Source organism: Pseudomonas morbosilactucae, from assembly GCF_023241715.1.
Classification (GTDB): Bacteria; Pseudomonadota; Gammaproteobacteria; order Pseudomonadales; family Pseudomonadaceae; genus Aquipseudomonas; species Aquipseudomonas morbosilactucae.
In genome coordinates this window covers 40,192-58,472 of record NZ_JALQCW010000019.1, presented here as the reverse complement: position 1 = coordinate 58,472, position 18,281 = coordinate 40,192, and the positions used below count along the sequence as shown (strand labels likewise).

General features: G+C 65.1%; 13 protein-coding genes. 9 read left to right on the top strand and 4 right to left on the bottom strand.

Annotated features, from left to right (window positions below; translation table 11 throughout):
* Positions 1–211: 211 nt before the first annotated feature.
* From bcsQ to M1B34_RS09595, 9 genes are read left to right on the top strand one after another with little or no spacing between them, the layout of a single operon-like run.
* Positions 212–1,336 carry a cellulose biosynthesis protein BcsQ gene (gene bcsQ / locus M1B34_RS09635; protein WP_123332333.1) on the top strand — a complete coding sequence of 375 codons (1,125 nt, stop codon included), beginning with the start codon at positions 212–214 and terminating at the stop codon, positions 1,334–1,336.
* Positions 1,333–3,555, top strand: coding sequence for a UDP-forming cellulose synthase catalytic subunit (bcsA, locus tag M1B34_RS09630; RefSeq protein WP_268260983.1), 2,223 nt, complete (start codon positions 1,333–1,335; stop codon positions 3,553–3,555). Before bcsQ ends, bcsA begins: the two co-directional genes overlap by 4 nt.
* Positions 3,552–5,876: a cellulose biosynthesis cyclic di-GMP-binding regulatory protein BcsB gene (gene bcsB, locus M1B34_RS09625; protein WP_268264952.1), complete on the top strand. Its 2,325-nt coding sequence runs from the start codon at positions 3,552–3,554 to the stop codon at positions 5,874–5,876. The genes bcsA and bcsB overlap by 4 nt, the downstream gene beginning before the upstream one ends.
* A gap of 14 nt (positions 5,877–5,890) precedes the next feature.
* On the top strand, positions 5,891–7,111 hold the full coding sequence (bcsZ, locus tag M1B34_RS09620; protein WP_123332328.1) for a cellulose synthase complex periplasmic endoglucanase BcsZ: 1,221 nt from the start codon (positions 5,891–5,893) through the stop codon (positions 7,109–7,111).
* The gene (locus M1B34_RS09615) at positions 7,093–11,025 is read left to right on the top strand and encodes a cellulose biosynthesis protein BcsC (RefSeq protein ID WP_123332326.1); all 3,933 of its coding nucleotides are present in this window, start codon (positions 7,093–7,095) and stop codon (positions 11,023–11,025) included. Before bcsZ ends, M1B34_RS09615 begins: the two co-directional genes overlap by 19 nt.
* 18 nt (positions 11,026–11,043) lie before the next feature.
* Positions 11,044–11,730, top strand: coding sequence for an SGNH/GDSL hydrolase family protein (locus M1B34_RS09610; protein WP_123332324.1), 687 nt, complete (start codon positions 11,044–11,046; stop codon positions 11,728–11,730).
* The gene (locus M1B34_RS09605) at positions 11,727–12,404 is read left to right on the top strand and encodes a cell division protein FtsQ (protein ID WP_268264951.1); all 678 of its coding nucleotides are present in this window, start codon (positions 11,727–11,729) and stop codon (positions 12,402–12,404) included. The genes M1B34_RS09610 and M1B34_RS09605 overlap by 4 nt, the downstream gene beginning before the upstream one ends.
* Positions 12,405–12,422: 18 nt before the next feature.
* Positions 12,423–13,838: an MBOAT family O-acyltransferase gene (locus tag M1B34_RS09600; protein WP_268260985.1), complete on the top strand. Its 1,416-nt coding sequence runs from the start codon at positions 12,423–12,425 to the stop codon at positions 13,836–13,838.
* Complete coding sequence (locus M1B34_RS09595) at positions 13,838–14,989, top strand: alginate O-acetyltransferase AlgX-related protein (RefSeq protein WP_268264950.1); 1,152 nt, start codon at positions 13,838–13,840, stop codon at positions 14,987–14,989. Before M1B34_RS09600 ends, M1B34_RS09595 begins: the two co-directional genes overlap by 1 nt.
* Before the next feature lie 39 nt (positions 14,990–15,028).
* On the opposite strand, the gene M1B34_RS09590 is transcribed toward M1B34_RS09595, so the two are convergent.
* The 4 genes from M1B34_RS09590 to M1B34_RS09575 all read right to left on the bottom strand — a co-directional run bounded on the left by M1B34_RS09590 (position 15,029) and on the right by M1B34_RS09575 (position 18,281).
* Entirely contained in the window at positions 15,029–15,685 is a 657-nt protein-coding gene (locus M1B34_RS09590; RefSeq protein WP_123332316.1) for a response regulator, read from the bottom strand.
* A gap of 249 nt (positions 15,686–15,934) precedes the next feature.
* Positions 15,935–16,993, bottom strand: a complete 1,059-nt coding sequence (locus M1B34_RS09585) for a protein-glutamate methylesterase/protein-glutamine glutaminase (RefSeq protein ID WP_123332314.1) — start codon at positions 16,991–16,993, stop codon at positions 15,935–15,937.
* Positions 16,990–17,472, bottom strand: a complete 483-nt coding sequence (locus M1B34_RS09580) for a chemotaxis protein CheD (RefSeq protein ID WP_123332312.1) — start codon at positions 17,470–17,472, stop codon at positions 16,990–16,992. Before M1B34_RS09580 ends, M1B34_RS09585 begins: the two co-directional genes overlap by 4 nt.
* The gene (locus tag M1B34_RS09575) at positions 17,469–18,281 is read right to left on the bottom strand and encodes a CheR family methyltransferase (RefSeq protein ID WP_268264949.1); all 813 of its coding nucleotides are present in this window, start codon (positions 18,279–18,281) and stop codon (positions 17,469–17,471) included. The genes M1B34_RS09580 and M1B34_RS09575 overlap by 4 nt, the downstream gene beginning before the upstream one ends.

The window sequence follows — 18,281 nt, the reverse complement described above, 5'->3', positions numbered from 1 at the left end:
CAAAGCCAAAGGTTTTGGGAATTCTAGGCGCCAAAATAACGTCAAAAAAAGAACACCACAGAAAGAAAATCAAATAGACAACAGAATAATGACGGTATTACATTGCCATCAATGGAACCAGCAATACCAAAAGACAAGGACGCGTGCGTTCGGGCAAACATTTGTCCCTTCTTTTTGACGAAACCTGCTCAAGACCCCAAGGGATAATCACATGCATCGTTCGGACGATATTACGAACCTGTTTAGCCGGTTCGGGGCCAGCGCGGACAGTTACAGAGAAATCGAGCACACCTACGACTACATCGAAGAGCCTCCGGTCGCGGTCAAGCCGCCCGAGCCGCTGGTGGTCGCGGTAGCCCAAGCCAGCACCCCGCAGCCGGTCGCCACCCCGGTCGAGCCGGCACCGGCGCACCTGACCCTGGTGGTTTCCGAGCCCATTGCAGCCCCGGTGGCAGCCGCGTCGAGCACGGCCCTGGGCAGCCTGTTGGCGGAAGTCATGCACAAGCGTGAAACCAGCCAGTCGTCCCCCACTTCCCATCTACGTCCGATACTCAAGGCCAAGGTCATCGCCGTGGTCTCGAGCAAAGGCGGCGTGGGCAAGACCACTCTGTCCGGTGCCCTGGCCAGTGCCCTGAAGCGCAGCGGCGGCCAGACCCTGGCGGTCGACCTCGACCCACAAAATGCCCTGTGCCTGCACCTGGGCGTCAGCGCCGACCAGCCAGGGCTGATCCAGGCCAACGACAACGCCAGCACCTGGCGCGCCATCGCCCACAGCGGTTTTGCCCGCAGCCAGTGCCTGCCCTATGGCGTGGCCACTGAACAGCAGCGGCGCAGCCTGGAACAGAACATGGAAGCCGACCCTTACTGGCTGGGTCGCCATCTGAGTGCCATGGGCCTGGGCGAACACGACACCGTGATCATCGACACCCCGCCCGGCGCCACGCCGTACCTGAGCCAAGCCCTGGAAATCGCCGACCAGGTGCTGATCGTGGCCCTGCCCGACGCCGCGTCCTACACCAGCCTCAACCAGATGGACCGGCTGCTGGCACCCTACCTGCAAAAAGACACTCCACCGCAGTGCCATTACGTGATCAACCAATTGGACGATGGCCGCGCGTTCAGCGTCGACATGTCCGAAGTGTTGAAGAAAAGAGCCGGCAACCAATTGCTGGGGGTGGTCCACCAGGATCATTTCATCAGCGAGGCACTGGCCTACGAACGCAACCCGCTGGCGCACACCCCAAGTACCCGAGGCTGCCAAGAGATCCTCGATATCGCAGGATCGCTTAGCGAACTGCTCATGCTGCAAGACACGGAAGAGTCCATTCCATCATGACCGGTGACCCCAACCTCACGCCCCACATCCAGGGGCGTACCGAAGTGCGTGTGAACGCCTGGCTGGCCCGCATCAACCAATGGCCCAAGCCCGTGCGCCAGGCGCTGATCATTGTCAGCTCGGTGATTGCCGGGCTGCTGCTGATCAGCACCATCAGCGCACCGCTGGACCTGTACAGCCAGTGTTTCTTCGCCCTGCTGTGCTTCGGCTCGGCCCTGCTGATCAAGCGCCTGCCGGGGCGCCTGCCGATTCTCGCGCTGATCGTGCTGTCGCTGATCGCGTCGCTGCGCTACATGTACTGGCGCCTGACCTCGACCCTGGGTTTCGACACCTGGCTCGACGCCTTCTTCGGCTATGGCCTGGTGCTGGCGGAGTTCTACGCCCTGGTGGTGCTGGTCTTCGGCTATGTGCAGACGGCCTGGCCGCTGCACCGCCGCCCGGCGTTGCTGGAAGGCGAGCCGAACACCTGGCCCACGGTGGACGTGTTCATCCCCACCTATAACGAAGCCCTGAGCATCGTCAAACTGAGCATCTTCGCCGCCCAGGCAATGGACTGGCCCAAGGACAAGCTGCGGGTCCATGTGCTCGACGACGGTCGCCGTGACGAGTTCCGCGACTTCTGCCAGCGCATCGGCGTCAACTACATCACCCGCGACAACAACCATCACGCCAAGGCGGGTAACCTCAACGCCGCACTCAAGGTCACCGACGGCGAATACATCGCCATGTTCGACGCCGACCACGTGCCCACCCGCTCCTTCCTGCAGATCGGCATGGGCTGGTTCCTCAAGGATCCGAAGCTGGCGATGCTGCAAACGCCGCACTACTTCTTCTCCCCGGACCCGTTCGAGAAAAACCTCAACACCTTCCGCGCCGTGCCCAACGAGGGCGAGCTGTTCTACGGCCTGGTGCAGGACGGCAACGACCTGTGGAACGCCACCTTCTTCTGTGGGTCCTGCGCCATCCTGCGCCGCACCACCCTGGAAGAGATCGGCGGCGTGGCCGTGGAGACCGTGACCGAAGACGCCCACACCGCGCTCAAGCTCAACCGCGCCGGCTACAACACCGCTTACCTGGCCATCCCCCAGGCGGCCGGCCTGGCCACTGAAAGCCTGTCGCGGCACATCGCCCAGCGGATTCGCTGGGCCCGGGGCATGGCACAGATCTTTCGCACCGACAACCCGCTGACCGGCAAGGGCCTGATCCTCGGCCAGCGCATCTGCTACGCCAACGCCATGCTGCACTTCTTCTATGGCTTGCCGCGCCTGGTGTTCCTCACCGCGCCCCTGGCGTACCTGATTTTCGGTGCTGAAATCTTCCACGCCTCGGCGCTGATGATCACCGCCTATGTGCTGCCGCACTTGTTCCACGCCAGCATGACCAACTCGAAGATCCAGGGGCGCTTCCGCCACTCGTTCTGGAACGAGGTGTACGAGACGGTGCTGGCCTGGTACATCATGCCGCCGGTGCTGATGGCCCTGATCAACCCCAAGTTCGGCGGCTTCAACGTCACCGACAAGGGCGGCATCATCGACCGCGAGTTCTTCGACTGGAAGCTCGCCCGCCCCTACATCGTGATCCTGGCCCTGAACCTCACCGGCCTGTGCTTCGGTATCCACCAGTTGATCTGGGGCGACCCGAGCACCGCCACCACCGTGCTGATCAACCTGGCCTGGACGGTGTACAACCTGATCATCACCAGCGCCGCGGTCGCGGTGGCCTCGGAAACCCGCCAAGTGCGCGCCGAGCCAAGGGTTCGCGCCGCGTTGCCGGTCAAGGTGACCCGTGCCGACGGCAGCGAAGTGCTCGGCGAAACCCAGGACTTCTCGCAAAGCGGGCTGGGCCTGAAGCTGCCGGACGGGGTGAGCATCGCCCGCGGCGAACGGATTCGGGTGTCGCTGTTCCGCAACGCCAAGACCAGTGATTTCAACACCACCGTGGTGTTCAGCAACGGGCCTTTCATCGGGGCCCAGTTCGACCCGCTGACCCTGCGCGAACAAAGCGAACTGGTGCGCCTGACCTTCTCGCGGGCCGACACCTGGGCCGCCAGTTGGGGCAACGGCAAGCTCGATACGCCGCTCTCCGCCCTGCGTGAAGTCAGCGCCATCGGCCTGGTGGGCATCATGGGCCTGTTCAAGGCCGCGCTGATCCACAAACGCCAGCGCAGCGCCGCCAAAACCTCCTCGCAACCGCTCGAACCTCTTATGGACAAGTCATGATGCCGATCTCATTCGCCAGCACCGAACCGCGCAACAACCGCCGGCCTTTCCTGCTCGTGGCTTCGTCCGTCCTGTGCCTGGGCAGCCTGACGCCCATGGCCTGGGCCGAAACCGCCGTCACGCCTGTCGCGGCCACAGTCGCCCCGGCCAGCGCCCCGGCGGAACAGCCGCCAGTGACCGTAGGCAGCAATGAATACAGCCTGACCCTCAAGCAGTTGGGCCGGCGCGACACCATGAACCTGCAAGGCACCGAAGCCTCGGACAGCGTCAGCTTCGGCATCCGCGCCGACCAGGTGGTAACCGGTGCCCAGCTGTTGCTCAACTACAGCTATTCGCCGGCCCTGCTGGCCGAGCTGTCGCAGATCAACGTCATGGTCAACGACGAAGTGGCCGCCAGCCTGGCCCTGCCCAAGGACGGTGCCGGCACGCCCCAGCAGCAACTGGTGCAGATCCCGCCGCAGTTGATCACCGAGTTCAACCGGCTGCGCCTGCAGTTCATCGGCCACTACAACATGGGTTGCGAAGACCCGCAGCACAGCAGCCTGTGGGCCAAGATCAACAACAGCAGTGAATTGAAGATCCAGGTGGCCCAGCTGCAACTCAAGGACGACCTGTCGATCCTGCCGCTGCCGTTCTTCGATCGCCGCGACTCGCGCCAGGTCGACCTGCCGGTGGTCTTCGCCAGCACCCCGAGCCAGGCCAACCTGGAAGCCGCCGGCGCCCTGTCGTCGTGGATCGGCGCCCTCGCCGCCTACCGTGGCGCCACCTTCCCCACCAGCCTCGGCCAGTTGCCGAAGGAAGGTAACGGCATCGTTCTGGTCAACGCCAAGGAAGCCGTGCAACTGGACGGCATCCAAGTGCCGGCAGCCAAGGGCCCGACCCTGACCCTGGTGAGCAACCCCCGGGACGCCCACGGCAAATTGCTGATCGTCAGCGGCCGTGATGACGCCGAAATCAAAATCGCGGCACAGGCCGTGGCCGTGGGCGGCAAGGCCCTGGACGGCTCCAGCGTGGTCATCGACAAGCTCGACCCGATCAGCCCGCGCCAGCCGTACGACGCGCCCAACTGGCTGCCGACCAATCGCCCGGTGAAAATCGGCGAGTTGATCGAGGCCGGCAAGCTCAATGTCTCGGGCTACAACCCGGGCAATATCACGGTGCCGCTGAACCTGCCGCCAGACCTGTTCAACTGGCGTGAATCCGGGGTGCCGCTGACCCTCAAGTACCGCTACACCCCGCAACAGGTCTCGACCAACTCGTCGCTGCTGATCAGCTTCAACGACACCTTCGTCAAGTCCATGCCCCTGCCCTCGGTGACCAACCTCAAGGGCGGCGACAACCTGCTGGAGATGCTCAAGAAGGACGCCAGCCTGCCACGCGAGGCCACCGCGCTGATTCCCCTGGGCACGGCCACGCCGCAGTCCCAGCTGCATTTCCGCTTTATGTTCGACTACGTCAAACAGGGCGAATGCCAGGACATCATCATCGACAACATGCGCGGCATGATCGACCCGGAATCGAGCCTGGACCTCAGCGCCTACAACCACTACATCGCCCTGCCCAACCTCGGCGTGTTCAACGACAGCGGCTTCCCGTTCACCCGTATGGCCGACCTGTCGCAGAGCGCCGTGGTCCTGCCGGACGGCAGCGGCCCGGCGGAATGGAGCGCCTACCTGACCGTGCTCGGCCGCTTCGGCCAGGCCAGCGGCTACCCGGCCGCCGCGGTCAAAGTGGTCAGCGCCAAAGACGTGCAGAGCGTGGCCGACCGCGACCTGCTGGTGCTGTCCTCGGGCGACAACCAGCCGCTGTTGAAGGAGTGGGCCGATCGCCTGCCGGCCGTCAACAACGGCGACAGCCATCGCTTCTCGCTGTCTGACCTGACCCTGCGTGTGCGCAACTGGCTGAGCACCGATCCAAGTGCCAACCAACGCAAACCTCAGCTGCAAGTGACCTACACCGGTGCCAACAGCAGCACCTACCTGACCGGCTTCGAGTCGCCGCTCAAGTCCGGGCGCAGCGTGGTGGTGATTGCCGCCGGCAAACCCGAGGCCTTGGCCGACGCGACGACAGCGCTGATTGGCGGTGACCAATTCAAGGACACCATCCAGGGCAGCCTGGCCGTCATCAAGGACCAGCAGATCACCTCCCTGGTCGCTGAAGACCAGTACTACGTCGGTGACCTGGGCCTGTTCAAGCGGGTGCAATGGCTGCTCTCGCAGAACCCGCAGTGGATGCTGCTGGTGACTGTGCTGGGCCTGGCCATGGTCAGCTGCCTGATTTACCTGGGCCTGCGCAGCCGCGCTAAAAAACGTCTTTCTTGATGGAACACAGAATCATGACCCCACGTCTCTCGCGTTTTCGGCAGTTGCCCTGGCGTAAAGCCGCGCCGGTGCTTACCGCGCTGGCGTTGCTGCTGCCCGGCGCTGCCCAGGCAGCTTCCTGCAGCGCCCAGACCTGGCCGCTGTGGCAAGACTATGTACAACGCTTCGTGCAGGACGACGGGCGCATGCTCGGCTCCAGCATGAACCCCGACCAGAGCAGCTCCGAAGGTCAGTCCTACGGCATGTTCTTCGCCCTGGTGGCCAACGACCCGCAGACCTTCGAGCGCCTTTGGCGCTGGACCAAGTCCAACATGGCCGGGGCCAACATCGCCCAGAACCTGCCGGGCTGGCTGTGGGGCGCCAACGCCGAGGGCGCCTGGGGCATCCTCGACAAGAACTCCGCCAGTGACGCCGACCTGTGGTTCGCCTACGCCCTGCTGGAAGCCGACCGCCTGTGGAAGAAGCCCGAGTACCGGGCCGACGCGCACCTGATCCTGAGCAACGTCGAAAAGACCCTGGTCAAGAACATCCCGGGCCTGGGCAAGATGCTGCTGCCAGGGCCGGTGGGTTACGAGCACCCGGACCAGCTGTGGCGCTTCAACGCCAGCTACATGCCGATCCCGCTGATGCGCCGCTTCACCCGGGAAAGCCCCGACAGCCCATGGAAAGAAGTGGCCAACAGCACCGCGAAGATGATCGCCGACAAGGGCATGAACCCCTACGGTTTCGTCCCGGACTGGATCGGCTATCGCGGCACGGGCGCCAACAAGGGCCGCTTCGGCGCCGACCCGTTCACCAGCGACCTGGGCAGCTACGACGCGATTCGTACCTACCTCTGGGCCGGCATGACCCCCGCCGCCGACCCGCTGACCAAGGGCCTGCTTGAAGGCCTGGACGGCATGGCCAAGGCCACCGTGGCAGCAGGCGTGCCACCCGAGAAGGTGCACGTGCTGACCCGCGCCATCGACGGCAACGGCTTCTACGGTTTTTCCGCGGCCGTGGTACCGCTGCTGCGTGCCAAGGGGCTGACCCAGGCCGCCGATCAGCAACAGGCCATTGTCAATCAGTCGATCGCCAATTACCTCGACAAGAGCAACCCGGCCTACAGCCTGCATCAGTACTACCATGTGATGCTCAGTCTGTTCTCCCTTGGCTGGAGCGAAAACCGCTACCAGTTCAACACCGATGGAACGGTTAAATTGTCGTGGGAGGCCACATGCGCAAGCAAACCCTAGCCCTGGCTGTCTGGGCGGCGATCGCCGCCAATGGCAGCTTCGCCGCCGAAGCCGGCGACCCCCAGGCCCTGCTGATCCAGCAAGGTTACTACTGGCAGGCCAAGGAGCATCCGGACCGCGCCGCTGAGGCCTGGAGCAAGCTGCTGAACATGGCCCCCGAGCAACCCGATGCCCTCTACGGCCTCGGGCTGATCAAGGTCCAGCAGAAGAACATCGCCGAGGCCCAGGCTTACCTGAGCCGCCTGCAGGCCCTCAAGCCGCTGCCGTTGCAGGCCCTGCAATTGCAGCAAGACATCGCCCTCAGCTCGCCGGAAAAACAGGCGCTGCTGGAGCAGGCGCGAGAATTGAGCGACGCCGACGAGCGCGACAAGGCCGTGGCCGTGTACAAGCAACTGCTCGACGGCCATCCGCCCCAAGGGCTGATTGCCCGCGAGTACTACAACACCCTGGGCTTCGCCACCGGTGGCTGGCCCGAAGCCCGGGTCGGCCTCGAACGCCTGGCCAAGCAACGCCCGGACGATTCGATCCTGGCGCTGTTCCTGGCTTTGCACCTGGCGCGGAACCCGGACAGCCGGCCCGAAGGCATCCAGGCCCTGGCCAAGCTCTCGCACAACCCGGACATCGGCGGCAACGCCGACGAAACCTGGCGCTTCGCCCTGCAATGGCTGGGCCCGCCCTCCCGTGACCAGGTGTCGTTGTTCCAGCAATACCTGCAGGCGCACCCGGATGACACCGAGATCCGCGCGCTGATGGACAAAGGCATCGCCCAGGGCCGTAACGGCCCGGGCTGGCAACGCGATCCCCATGTGGCCCGAGGCCTCAAGGCCCTGGACGCCGGTGACCTGGTCACCGCCGAGCAGGAGCTGCAGGCGCGCCTCACCGACCAGCCCCGGGACTTCGATGCCCTGGGCGGCATGGGCGTGCTGCGTCAACAGCAGAACCGCCTGCCAGAAGCCGAGAACTACCTGGTGCAAGCCACCCAGCTGCCCGGTGGCGGGCAATGGCGCACGGCCCTGGAAGACGTGCGTTATTGGATCCTTCTGGGCGCCGCCGACACCGCCCAACGGGCCGGCCGCTACAGCGAAGCCCGGGACTCGGTGGACAAGGCCATCGCCAAGAACCCGCAGAACCCTGCCGGCCCCACGGCCTTGGCCGGGCTGCAGGCGCGCATGGGTCAACTGGACGCCGCCGAAGCCGGCTACCGCAAGGTCCTGGCAAAAACCCCGGACTACGCCGATGCCCTCAGCGGGCTGATCAACGTGCTGTCCCAGGCCAACAAGTCGGATGAGGCCCTGCGCCTGATCGACTCCCTGCCGGCCGCCGAACAGGCGCGCCTGGCACCCAGCGTGCACATCCGCGCCCTGCGTGCCACCCAGGTGGCGAAGATCGCCGAGCGCCGTGGCGACCTGCCCGCCGCGCAGAAGGCCTATAAAGAGGCCCTGGCCGACGACCCGAAAAACCCCTGGACGCGCTTCGGCCTGGCCCGGGTCTACCTGCGCTCCGGTCAGGCCCAGACCGCTCGTGACTTGATCGACGAACAGCTCAAGCAGCAACCCGACTCGTCGGATGCGCTGTACGCCAGCACCCTGCTGTCGGCAGAGCTGGGGGAATGGACCAAGGCCCAACGCGCCCTGGCGAAAATCCCGCCGGCCCAGCGCAGCCCCGACATGAATGAAATGGACCTGGACATCCGCCTCCACGTGCAGACCGAACAGGCCGTGGAAATGGCCCGTCGCGGCCAGCGCCAGGAAGCCTGGGCCCTGCTGGAAAACGCCTCGCCGTTGACCCGCAACAAGCCCGAGCGTGTCGCAGTGCTGGCCTCGGCCTACGCCGAAGCCGGCAACCCGCAGCAGGCCGTGAACCTGATGCGCGACCTGCTGGACCAGGAAACCGCCCCCGACGCCAACCTCAAGCTGCTGTATGCCGGGGTGCTGCTCAAGGCCGACCAGGACACCGAAGCCAGCGACATCCTGCGGGACTTGCAAGGCCAGGCCATGGACGACAGCGCCACCAAGCGCTACGCCGACCTGGTGTACCTGTACCGGGTCAAGCAGGCCGACCAGTTGCGGGAAAAGAACGACCTGGTGGCCGCCTACGACATGCTCTCCCCGGCCTTGGCCCAGCGCCCCAACGACGCCCAGGGCGTGACCTCTCTGGCGCGCATGTACGCCGCCAGCGGCAACCTGGAAAAGGCCCAGCAACTCTACGCACCCTTGCTCAAGGGCGACCCGAGCAATGCCCGCCTGTACCTGGGCCTGGCAGACATCGGCATCCAAGGCCGGGACTACGGCCTGGCGGAAAAATCGGTGAAAAAGGCCCTGGCCCTGGAGCCCGGCGAACCCCAGACCCTGACCCACTCTGCGCGCATCTACCGCAGCATGGGCAAGACCGGCGAAGCCAGCAAACTGCTGCGCAAGGCCCTGGAGATCGAGAGCAGCCAGCAAGTGGCAAGCAACCCGGCGCCCGCCGCCAATGCCGCGCCCAAGCCGTTCAACCCCTTCGTCGGCCTGCCGGGCCAACGCAAGCAAGCCACGGCCCTGACCACCGCCAGCCTGATCCCGCCACCGGTATCGACTTCGCCCAGCGAGCGCAGCCGTGGCAAGACCCGCGCCAGCGACGAGCAGGTGCCGCTGCTGGCGTCCAACTACCCGGCCGGCAGCAAAGGCATGGCCCTGGGCGAAGACATCTACGCCCCGGAAAGCCGCACCTCGAGCTACCAGAGCCCGGCGCAGAAAGTCCTCAACGAAATCGCCGCCGACCGCAGCGGTTACGTGAATCAGGGCTTTACCGTGCGTAACAACAACAGCGAAAAAGGCCTGGGCAAGCTGACGGATATCGAAACCCCGTTCGAGCTTGGTCTGCCCCTGGGTGAAGACAGCGCCAGCATGGCCCTGCGCATCACCCCCGTGTGGTTGTCGTCGGGCAGCATCAGCGCTGACACCAGCAACCGCTTCGGCACCAGTGCCCTCAATAGCGACGGCACCCTTCGGCCGAGCAATCAGCGCACCTTCAGTGATCGCCAGACCGACACCGGCGTCGGCTTTGCCGTGGCCTACAAGGACAAGGAACAGGGCCTGGAAGCCGATGCCGGGGTCAGCCCGGTGGGCTTCACCTACAGCACGCCCATCGGTGGGGTCAAACTCAACCGGCCGTTCGAGGGCGACACCGACTACCGCTGGGGCATCAATGTCTCGCGGCGCTCGGTCACCGACAGCCTGACCTCCTTCGCCGGCTCCCGCGATCCACGCACAGGCGTCAAATGGGGCGGCGTCACCGCCAACGGTGCGCGTGGCGAGCTGAGCTACGACGACCAGGAAATGGGCGTCTACGGCTATGCCTCGGCGCACAAACTGCTGGGCAACAACGTTGAGTCCAACAACCGTGCGGAGCTGGGCAGCGGTATCTACTGGTACCTGCGCAACGCCGAAGACAGCACCCTGACCCTCGGTGTCAGCGGCTCGGCCCTGAGCTACTCGGAGAACCAGGGCTACTACACCTACGGCCACGGCGGCTACTTCAGCCCGCAGAAGTTTTTCGCCATCGGCGTGCCCATCAGTTGGGCGCAACGCACCGATCGGTTCAGCTACCGCCTGAAGAGCTCTGTGGGCGTGCAGTACATCGGCCAAGACAGCGTCGAAGCCTTCCCGGACGACAACGTGCTGCAGGACCGGGCCGGCAACGCAAACCTGGGCGAATACAAAGGCTCGAGCAAAACCGGCATCGGCTACAGTTTCAACGCCGCCGGCGAGTTCAAGGTTCGACCCAACTTTTTCCTCGGCGCCAGCCTGGGTGTGGATAATGCCAGCGACTACACCCAGTACGCCGGCGGTCTGTACCTGCGCTACACCTTCGAGGACATGACCGGCCCGATGAACCTCCCGGTCAGCCCCTTCGGCTCCCCCTATTCGAATTGATTTAACGAGGAATGATTCATGGCTTCTTCTGTATTGGCAGGTCTGACCCTACTTGTGATTGGCGAGAGCCACATGAGCTTCCCTGACTCACTGATGAACCCGCTGTACGACGAACTGACCCAGCAAGGTGCCCAGGTCCATGCCATCGGCGCCTGTGGCGCCAACGCGGCGGACTGGGTCACCCCCAAGCTCAAGCTCGACTGTGGCGCCACCCGAGAACCGGGCGAGAAGATCAAGATCCAGAGCCGCGGCACCATGGACACCCAGCCGATCAAAGACGTGATCGCCAAGGACAAACCCGACCTGGTGGTGCTGATCATCGGCGACACCCTGGCGTCCTATAAAACCACGCCGTTCCCGAAAGTCTGGGCCTACCAGAGCGTCACCGCCCTGACCAAGCAGATCGCCGACACCGGCACCAAGTGCGTGTGGGTCGGCCCGGCATGGGGCAAGGCCAACGGCAGCAACACCAATGAAAACCAGTACGGCAAGAACCAGGTGCGCACCCAATTGGTCGCCAGCACCCTGGCCAACATGGTCGCGCCGTGCACCTACGTGGACTCCACCAAGTTCTCCAAGCCGGGCCAATGGATCACCTCCGACGGCCAGCACTTCACCATCGCCGGCTACAAATCCTGGGCCGGTGCCATCGGCAGCGCCCTGGGCCAACTCCCGGCAGACGCCGTGAAAGGGGCGAAGAAGTGAGCCGCGCCCTGCTGCTGACCGGCGGCCTGGCCGCCCTGGCGCTGAGCGGCGCCGCCCTGAGTGCGCAGATTGCCCTCTACCCCACCGGCCCGTCCCAGGACTCGGCCTACCTGCGCTTCGTCAACGTCTCGGCCAGCCCCCTGGAGCTGGCCCCGGAAGGTTCCAAGGCGACCTTGAAGCTGGAGGCCGGTAAAGCGGCCACCGACTTTATCCCGGTGCCCGGCGGCCAACCGGTCAAAGGCAGCCTGAGTCGCGACGGCAAGAGCGTGCCCCTGAACGTGCAAGTTGCCGCCGGCGACTTCGCCACGGTGTTCGCCTTGAGCGACGACGCCCAGGGCATCCGCCAACTGGTGGTCAACGAGCCGTTCGACATTCCCAACCAGCTCAAGGCCTCCCTGGCGCTGTTCAACGCCGACCCGAGCTGCAAGGAGGCCAAGGTCAACCTGGCCGGACGTGATGCCGACCTGTTCCAGAAAGCCCCGGAGGGCAACCCCAAGCGCCAGGAATTCAACCCGCGCCCGGCCCTGGCCGTGCAGCTGGTCTGTGGCGGCGCCAACGTCGGCGCGCCCCTGGAACTCGGCGCCCTGGAAGCCAACAAGCGCTACAGCTTGCTGCTGGTGCCCGGAGCGAGCGGTCCACACCTCCTGAGCGTCGCCGACGCCGTCGCCAACTGATCGGAATACTTCGCCCCCATGGTCTTCGCCTCCCTGGAGTTCCTGACGCTGTTCCTGCCGGCCTTCCTGCTGATCTATGCAGTGGCACGGCCGGCCTGGCGCAACGTCATTCTGCTGATCGGCAGCTGGTTGTTCTACGGCTGGCTGAGCCCGTTGTTCCTGTTCCTGCACATGGTCCTGACCTTGCTGGCCTGGGTCGGCGGGTTGCTGGTGGATCGCTCCCGGGAGGACGGCAAGGGTCGCATGCGCCTGCTGGTGGCGCTGATCGTGATCAATACTGCGGTGTTGTGCTGGTACAAGTACGCCAACATTCTCGCCGGGACCTGGAGCGACCTGATCACCTACTACGGCGCCATGCCCCTGGAATGGCAGCGGGTGGCATTGCCGGCGGGGCTGTCGTTCATTGTCCTGCAGGCGATTTCCTACCTGGTGGACGTGCATCGCCACGTGGTGCCGGTGGAGCGCAGCTTCATCAACTACGCCACGTACATCTCGATGTTCGGCCACTCCATTGCCGGCCCGATCATTCGTTATGACTGGGTGCGGCGCGAGCTCAACCAACGCTATTTCAACTGGCAGAACTTCGCCCTCGGTGCCCGCCGCTTCATGATCGGCATGTGCATGAAGGTGCTGGTGGCCGACACCCTGTCGCCCCTGGTGGATGTGGCCTTCCACCTGGAAAACCCGTCCTTCGTCGATGCCTGGATCGGTTGCCTGGCCTACTCCCTGCAACTGTTCTTCGACTTCGCCGGCTACAGCGCCATGGCCATCGGCCTGGGCCTGATGCTGGGCTTCCACTTCCCGGAAAACTTCAACCGGCCGTACCTGGCCTACAGCATCCAGGACTTCTGGCGGCGCTGGCACCTGTCGTTGTCCAGCTGGCTGCGGGACTACCTGTACATCGCCCTGGGCGGCAACCGCAAAGGCACCTGGAAGACCTACCGCAACCTGTTCCTGACCATGGCCATCGCCGGCCTGTGGCACGGTGGCGACAGCTGGAACTACCTGCTCTGGGGTTCGGCCCACGGCATCGCCCTGTGCGTCGACCGCGCCTGGTCGCGCTCCAGCCTGCCGAGCATTCCGCTGTGGGCCAGCCACACCGCGACCCTGCTGTTCGTGTGCCTGGCCTGGACCCTGTTCCGCTCGCCGGACTTCGCCACGGCCCTGAGCATGTACGGCGGCCAGTTCGGCCAGCACGGCTTCGCCCTGGGCGACGCCCTGGCGGTGACCCTGCGCCCGGTGCACGGCCTGGCCGCGTTGCTGGGGGTGGTGTGCATCCTCGCCCCGCTGCTGCAAACCCGTTGTGAAAGACGCTTCGCCGACAACCCGCTGTTCGCGCTGTCAGCGGCCCTTTGGCCTGTGGCTGGTTTCCTCCTGTCGTTCGCTCTGATCGCCAGCCGTGAAGCCGTGCCCTTTCTGTACTTTCAGTTCTGATGACCAAGCCAACGCAATCTCCGTCTACCGCGCCCACGCCGCCCTCCGACCTGGCGCTGCGCGTCAGTCCGCTGGCCGGCGTGATCTTCGCCCTGTTCCTCGCTGGCGGGCTGCTGTCGTGCCTGTGGCTGATGATCAAGGGACCGATCGAATTCGTGCCCAAGGTGGTGACCCAGGACATGCTGCTGCACGGCGACGTGACCCATCGCTTTGCCAAGGAGCTGTCCGACGCGCCGCTGCCCAAGCAGGTCGCCGACCTGGAGCGGGGCGGCAGCTGGCTGGTGTTCGACGACCTCGGCCCACGGGTACGCCAGGGCTGCCCAGGCTGGCTGTTCCTCACCGATGAGCTGCGCCTGAACCGGCATGCCGAGAACAACGCCCAGGCCAAGGCCCAGGCGGTGATCGAGCTGCAACAAGGCCTGGCCAAGCGCGGCATTCAACTGCTGGTGGCGGTGGTGCCGGACAAGAGCCGGATCGCCGCGTCCGAACTCTGCGCGCTGTCCCGGCCGGCGCAACTGGCACCGCGCACCGAGCAGTGGCTGAGCCTGCTGCGCGGCGCCGGCGTATCGAGTGTGGACCTGGCGCCGGCCCTGCAACCCCTGGCCGCACAGGCCTACCTGCGCACCGACACCCACTGGAGCGAAGCCGGGGCCAAGGCCGGTGCCCAACGCATCGCCCAGGCGGTGGCCGAGTTGAAGTTCAGCCCGACGCCGCAACAGGCCTTCGACCTGACCCAGCACGCCAGCGCCCGCCGTCCCGGGGACCTGGTGCGCCTGGCGGGGATCGACTGGCTGCCTCTGGGCCTGCAACCTGCCGGGGAAGACGTCGCTGCTTCCGAGGTCAAGGCCCGCGCCGTGGAAACCAGCGGTGATGCCGAGAGCCTCGACGACCTGTTCGGCGACAGCAACCTGCCGAACACCGCGGTGATCGGCACCTCGTTCTCGCGCAATTCGAACTTCCTCGGCTTCCTCGAACTGGCCCTCGGCGCCCCCATGGGCAACTTCGCCAAGGACGGCGGCGAGTTCTCCGGGGCCGCCAAAGCCTACTTCGACAGCCCGGCATTCAAGCAGACGCCACCCAAGCTGATTGTCTGGGAAATCCCCGAGCGGGACCTGCAAACGCCTTACGGCAACGACGTACACCTGCCTTGAAACACGCCGGCGGACGGGTCCCCGACCCGCCCGCCCCGGCTAGTCATTGAGCTGCACAATGCCCTTGCGCACGGCAAACATCACCAGCCCGGCGATGTCGTGAATACGTAGGCGGTGCATCATCTGCGAACGGTGGGCCTCTACCGTCTTCACACTCAAACCCAGCCCCAGGGCGATGTTGCGCGTGCTTTCGCCTCGGGCGATCAATCGCAGGATTTCCAGTTGGCGCGCCGTGAGCACCTTGCTCGGCGCCTTGAGGCTGGGTTCATGGTGGTGCTTGATGGCGTGGTTGATCACCAGCGGCACCACCGCCGATGACAGGTACTGGCCTTGCTGGCTGAGGGCTTGCAGGGCCAGTTCCAGCTCCACCACGCTGGCGCTCCTGAGCAGGTAGCCCTGGGCACCGGCTTGCAGGCATTGCATGACAAAGGTGCTGTCGGTGTACATCGACAGCATCAGCACCCGACTGTTGGGCGAACTCAGGGACAAGGTCTTGAGCGTCTCGATGCAGGCCAGGCGCTCCAGGGCCAGGTCCAGCAGGACGATTTCCGGCAGCAGGCGCGAAGCCTGTTCGATAGCACTCAGGCCATCGCTGGCTTCAGCGATCACTTGGTATTCCGGCTTTTTCTCCAGCAATGCCCTGATACCGGCACGGACCAGTGGGTAATCATTGGCAAGCAAAATTCGACACAGCATAGGCTTCAGCCCAGTCATAGAAATACGGGCACAACGCCAAGGCGTTGCAGTGTTTTATTGCGGGCGTCGTCGCCTGGATGGGGGCTACCCTGCCAAAATCCGTGCTTGGCAATGGGCCAGCCGGGCAAGCCCGGAGTGGAACTAAACAAGCCGGGCCCGGCGTCGCGAGAGCGACACCGGCCCGTGGGGCGTTGGCACAAGACCGATGAGCCGCCGCGCTGCGACGTCCATCGGGCAGGCAAGCGACGTTCAGCCGTGACGAGGGCCGCAGGCGAACTGCTGGATCAATCGGGCCACTTTGGCCAGAGGCTCGACCTGCTGCGCCGCGCCCAGGCGGATGGCTTCCCGGGGCATGCCGAAGACCACGCAACTGGCCTCGTCCTGGGCGACGGTCTGGGCACCGCTTTCACGCATCGCCAACAAGCCGCGGGCACCGTCGTCCCCCATGCCGGTCATGATGATGCCCAGGGTATTGGTCGCACCTTGCCGGGCGACCGAACGAAACAGCACATCCACCGAGGGCTTGTGCCGGTTGACCGGCGGCCCGTCAATCACCTCGACCTGATAATGTGCGCCACTGCGCTTTAACTGCATGTGCAGGCCCCCAGGTGCCAGCAGGGCCAGGCCGCTGTGCACGCGATCCAGATGCCTGGCTTCACGCACTTCGATCTGACACAGGCTGTTGAGCCGGCGGGCAAAATCGGCGGTAAATTTCTCCGGCATGTGTTGAACGATCACAATGCCCGGGCAGTCACGGGGCAGTTGCCGCAAAACGAATTCCAGGGCCTGGGTGCCGCCGGTGGAACAGCCCAGGGCCACCACCCGCTCCGTGGTTTGCAGCAGGCTCGGCGCCGGCGCGACGTTGCTTTCCTGAGCCGCCAACGGTGTCGCCTGCAACGCCCGGGGCCGCGAGCGGGCGCCCTCCTCCACCTTGCGAATCAGATCGGCGGCCATCTGCTCCAGGCTCTGCTTGAGCCCCAGCTTGGCCTTGGTGAACACCCCCACCGCCCCCGCCGCCAGGGCCTCCACGGCCACGTTGTTGCCCTGCTCGGTGAGGGTCGAGCAGATGATGGTCGGGGTGGGTCGCTCGCTCATGATCTGGCGCAGGAAGGTCAGGCCGTCCATGCGTGGCATCTCGACGTCGAGGATCAACACGTCCGGCCAGTCGCGGCGCATTTTGTCGATGGCGTACAACGGGTCGGCGGCCATGCCGATCACCCGGATCCGCGGATGGTTCTCCAGGCAAGTGCTGAGGACCTGCCGCACCAGCGCCGAATCGTCGACGATAAAGACCTTGATCTCGCTCACGCGTCCCCCTCGGCCGGCAGCGTCACCCGATTGCGCAGGCAGGCCACCCGGCCGCTGCGGCCGTCGACCTGCAAGCGTCGGTAGTGCTGGCCGTTGAGGTCGCAGTAATCCACCGGCCAATTGCGCAGGCTGAACTGCTCCCGGGCAAAGGCGCTGTTGTTGGGGCCGATGGTGCGCGCCGTCTGTTGCAGGCGCAGCAGGCTGGCGCCACCGAACAGGCCCTTGCGGTATTCGCTGGGGCGCGTGCCGTGGCGCAGCATGTCGGCGTGGATGCGCTTGAACACGCCCTCGCCGTAGCGGGTGTCGAGGCCATTGCGGGCCTGGGGATCGTTGGGCAGCAGGTAATGGGACAACGCCAGCAAGCGCCAGCGCGGGTGCCACAGCACCACCGCCACGCAACTGCCCAGCAGGGTCGAGACCGTGCCTTCATGGCGGCCAAAAAAATACTCACCAGGGTGCAGGAACAGGGGCGATTTCATAAGAGTTGGTACACAGAAGGGCTGAGCAGACGCAGGGGCAGATCGAAGCCGTGGACGCTCTCGGCGTGGCCGATAAACAACAGCCCTCCGGGCACCAACTGGCGAATCAGGCGCTGGACGATGCGCTGCTTCTCGTCCTGGTTGAAATAGATCAACACGTTACGCAGGAAGATCACGTCGAAAGGCCCGAGCCCCTCCGGCAACGGCTGCACCAGGTTGACCTCGCGCAGGCTGACCCGCTCGCGCAACGCCGGCTGCACGCGAAAGCGCCCGCTCATGTCACCGATGCCCTTGAGGCAGAAACGCGGCAACCAGCCTTCGGGAAAGTACTTGGCCTGGCTCAGGTCGTAGATCCCGCTGCGGGCTCGTTCGAGCATGCTCAGGCTGAGGTCGCTGGCGACGATCGACCAGTCCTGGGTCAGGGCGCTGTCCTTGGCCACCATGGCCAGGCTGTAAGGCTCTTCGCCGGAGGAACAGGCCGCGCTCCAGATCCGCACCGGGCCTTTGCGGCGGGCCAGCCACTGGGCCAGGAAGGTGAAATGCACCGGCTCGCGAAAGAAGTAGGTTTCATTGGTGGTCAACAGGTCCACCACCAGCCGGCGCTCGTCGAGGCAGGCCGGCTGGTCGAGCATCTGCAGGTACTGGCTGTAACTGTGCAGGCCATGGTGACGCAGGCGCTTCATCAGCCGCCCGGCCACCAGCGGCCGCTTGTTGGCCGCCAGGGCAATCCCTGACGCCTCCAGCATCAGGCCTTGCAGGCGTCGGAACTCATGGTCGCCCAGTTCCGGCAACTTAAAGACCGCGGGCAT

Coding starts and splice junctions, on each gene's coding strand:
- bcsA (WP_268260983.1), top strand. CDS start 1,333: ATGACCGGTGACCCCAACCTCACGCCCCACATCCAGGGGCGTACCGAA.
- M1B34_RS09615 (WP_123332326.1), top strand. CDS start 7,093: ATGCGCAAGCAAACCCTAGCCCTGGCTGTCTGGGCGGCGATCGCCGCC.
- bcsB (WP_268264952.1), top strand. CDS start 3,552: ATGATGCCGATCTCATTCGCCAGCACCGAACCGCGCAACAACCGCCGG.
- bcsZ (WP_123332328.1), top strand. CDS start 5,891: ATGACCCCACGTCTCTCGCGTTTTCGGCAGTTGCCCTGGCGTAAAGCC.
- M1B34_RS09575 (WP_268264949.1), bottom strand. CDS start 18,281: ATGCCCGCGGTCTTTAAGTTGCCGGAACTGGGCGACCATGAGTTCCGA.
- M1B34_RS09595 (WP_268264950.1), top strand. CDS start 13,838: ATGACCAAGCCAACGCAATCTCCGTCTACCGCGCCCACGCCGCCCTCC.
- M1B34_RS09590 (WP_123332316.1), bottom strand. CDS start 15,685: ATGCTGTGTCGAATTTTGCTTGCCAATGATTACCCACTGGTCCGTGCC.
- M1B34_RS09600 (WP_268260985.1), top strand. CDS start 12,423: ATGGTCTTCGCCTCCCTGGAGTTCCTGACGCTGTTCCTGCCGGCCTTC.
- bcsQ (WP_123332333.1), top strand. CDS start 212: ATGCATCGTTCGGACGATATTACGAACCTGTTTAGCCGGTTCGGGGCC.
- M1B34_RS09580 (WP_123332312.1), bottom strand. CDS start 17,472: ATGAAATCGCCCCTGTTCCTGCACCCTGGTGAGTATTTTTTTGGCCGC.
- M1B34_RS09610 (WP_123332324.1), top strand. CDS start 11,044: ATGGCTTCTTCTGTATTGGCAGGTCTGACCCTACTTGTGATTGGCGAG.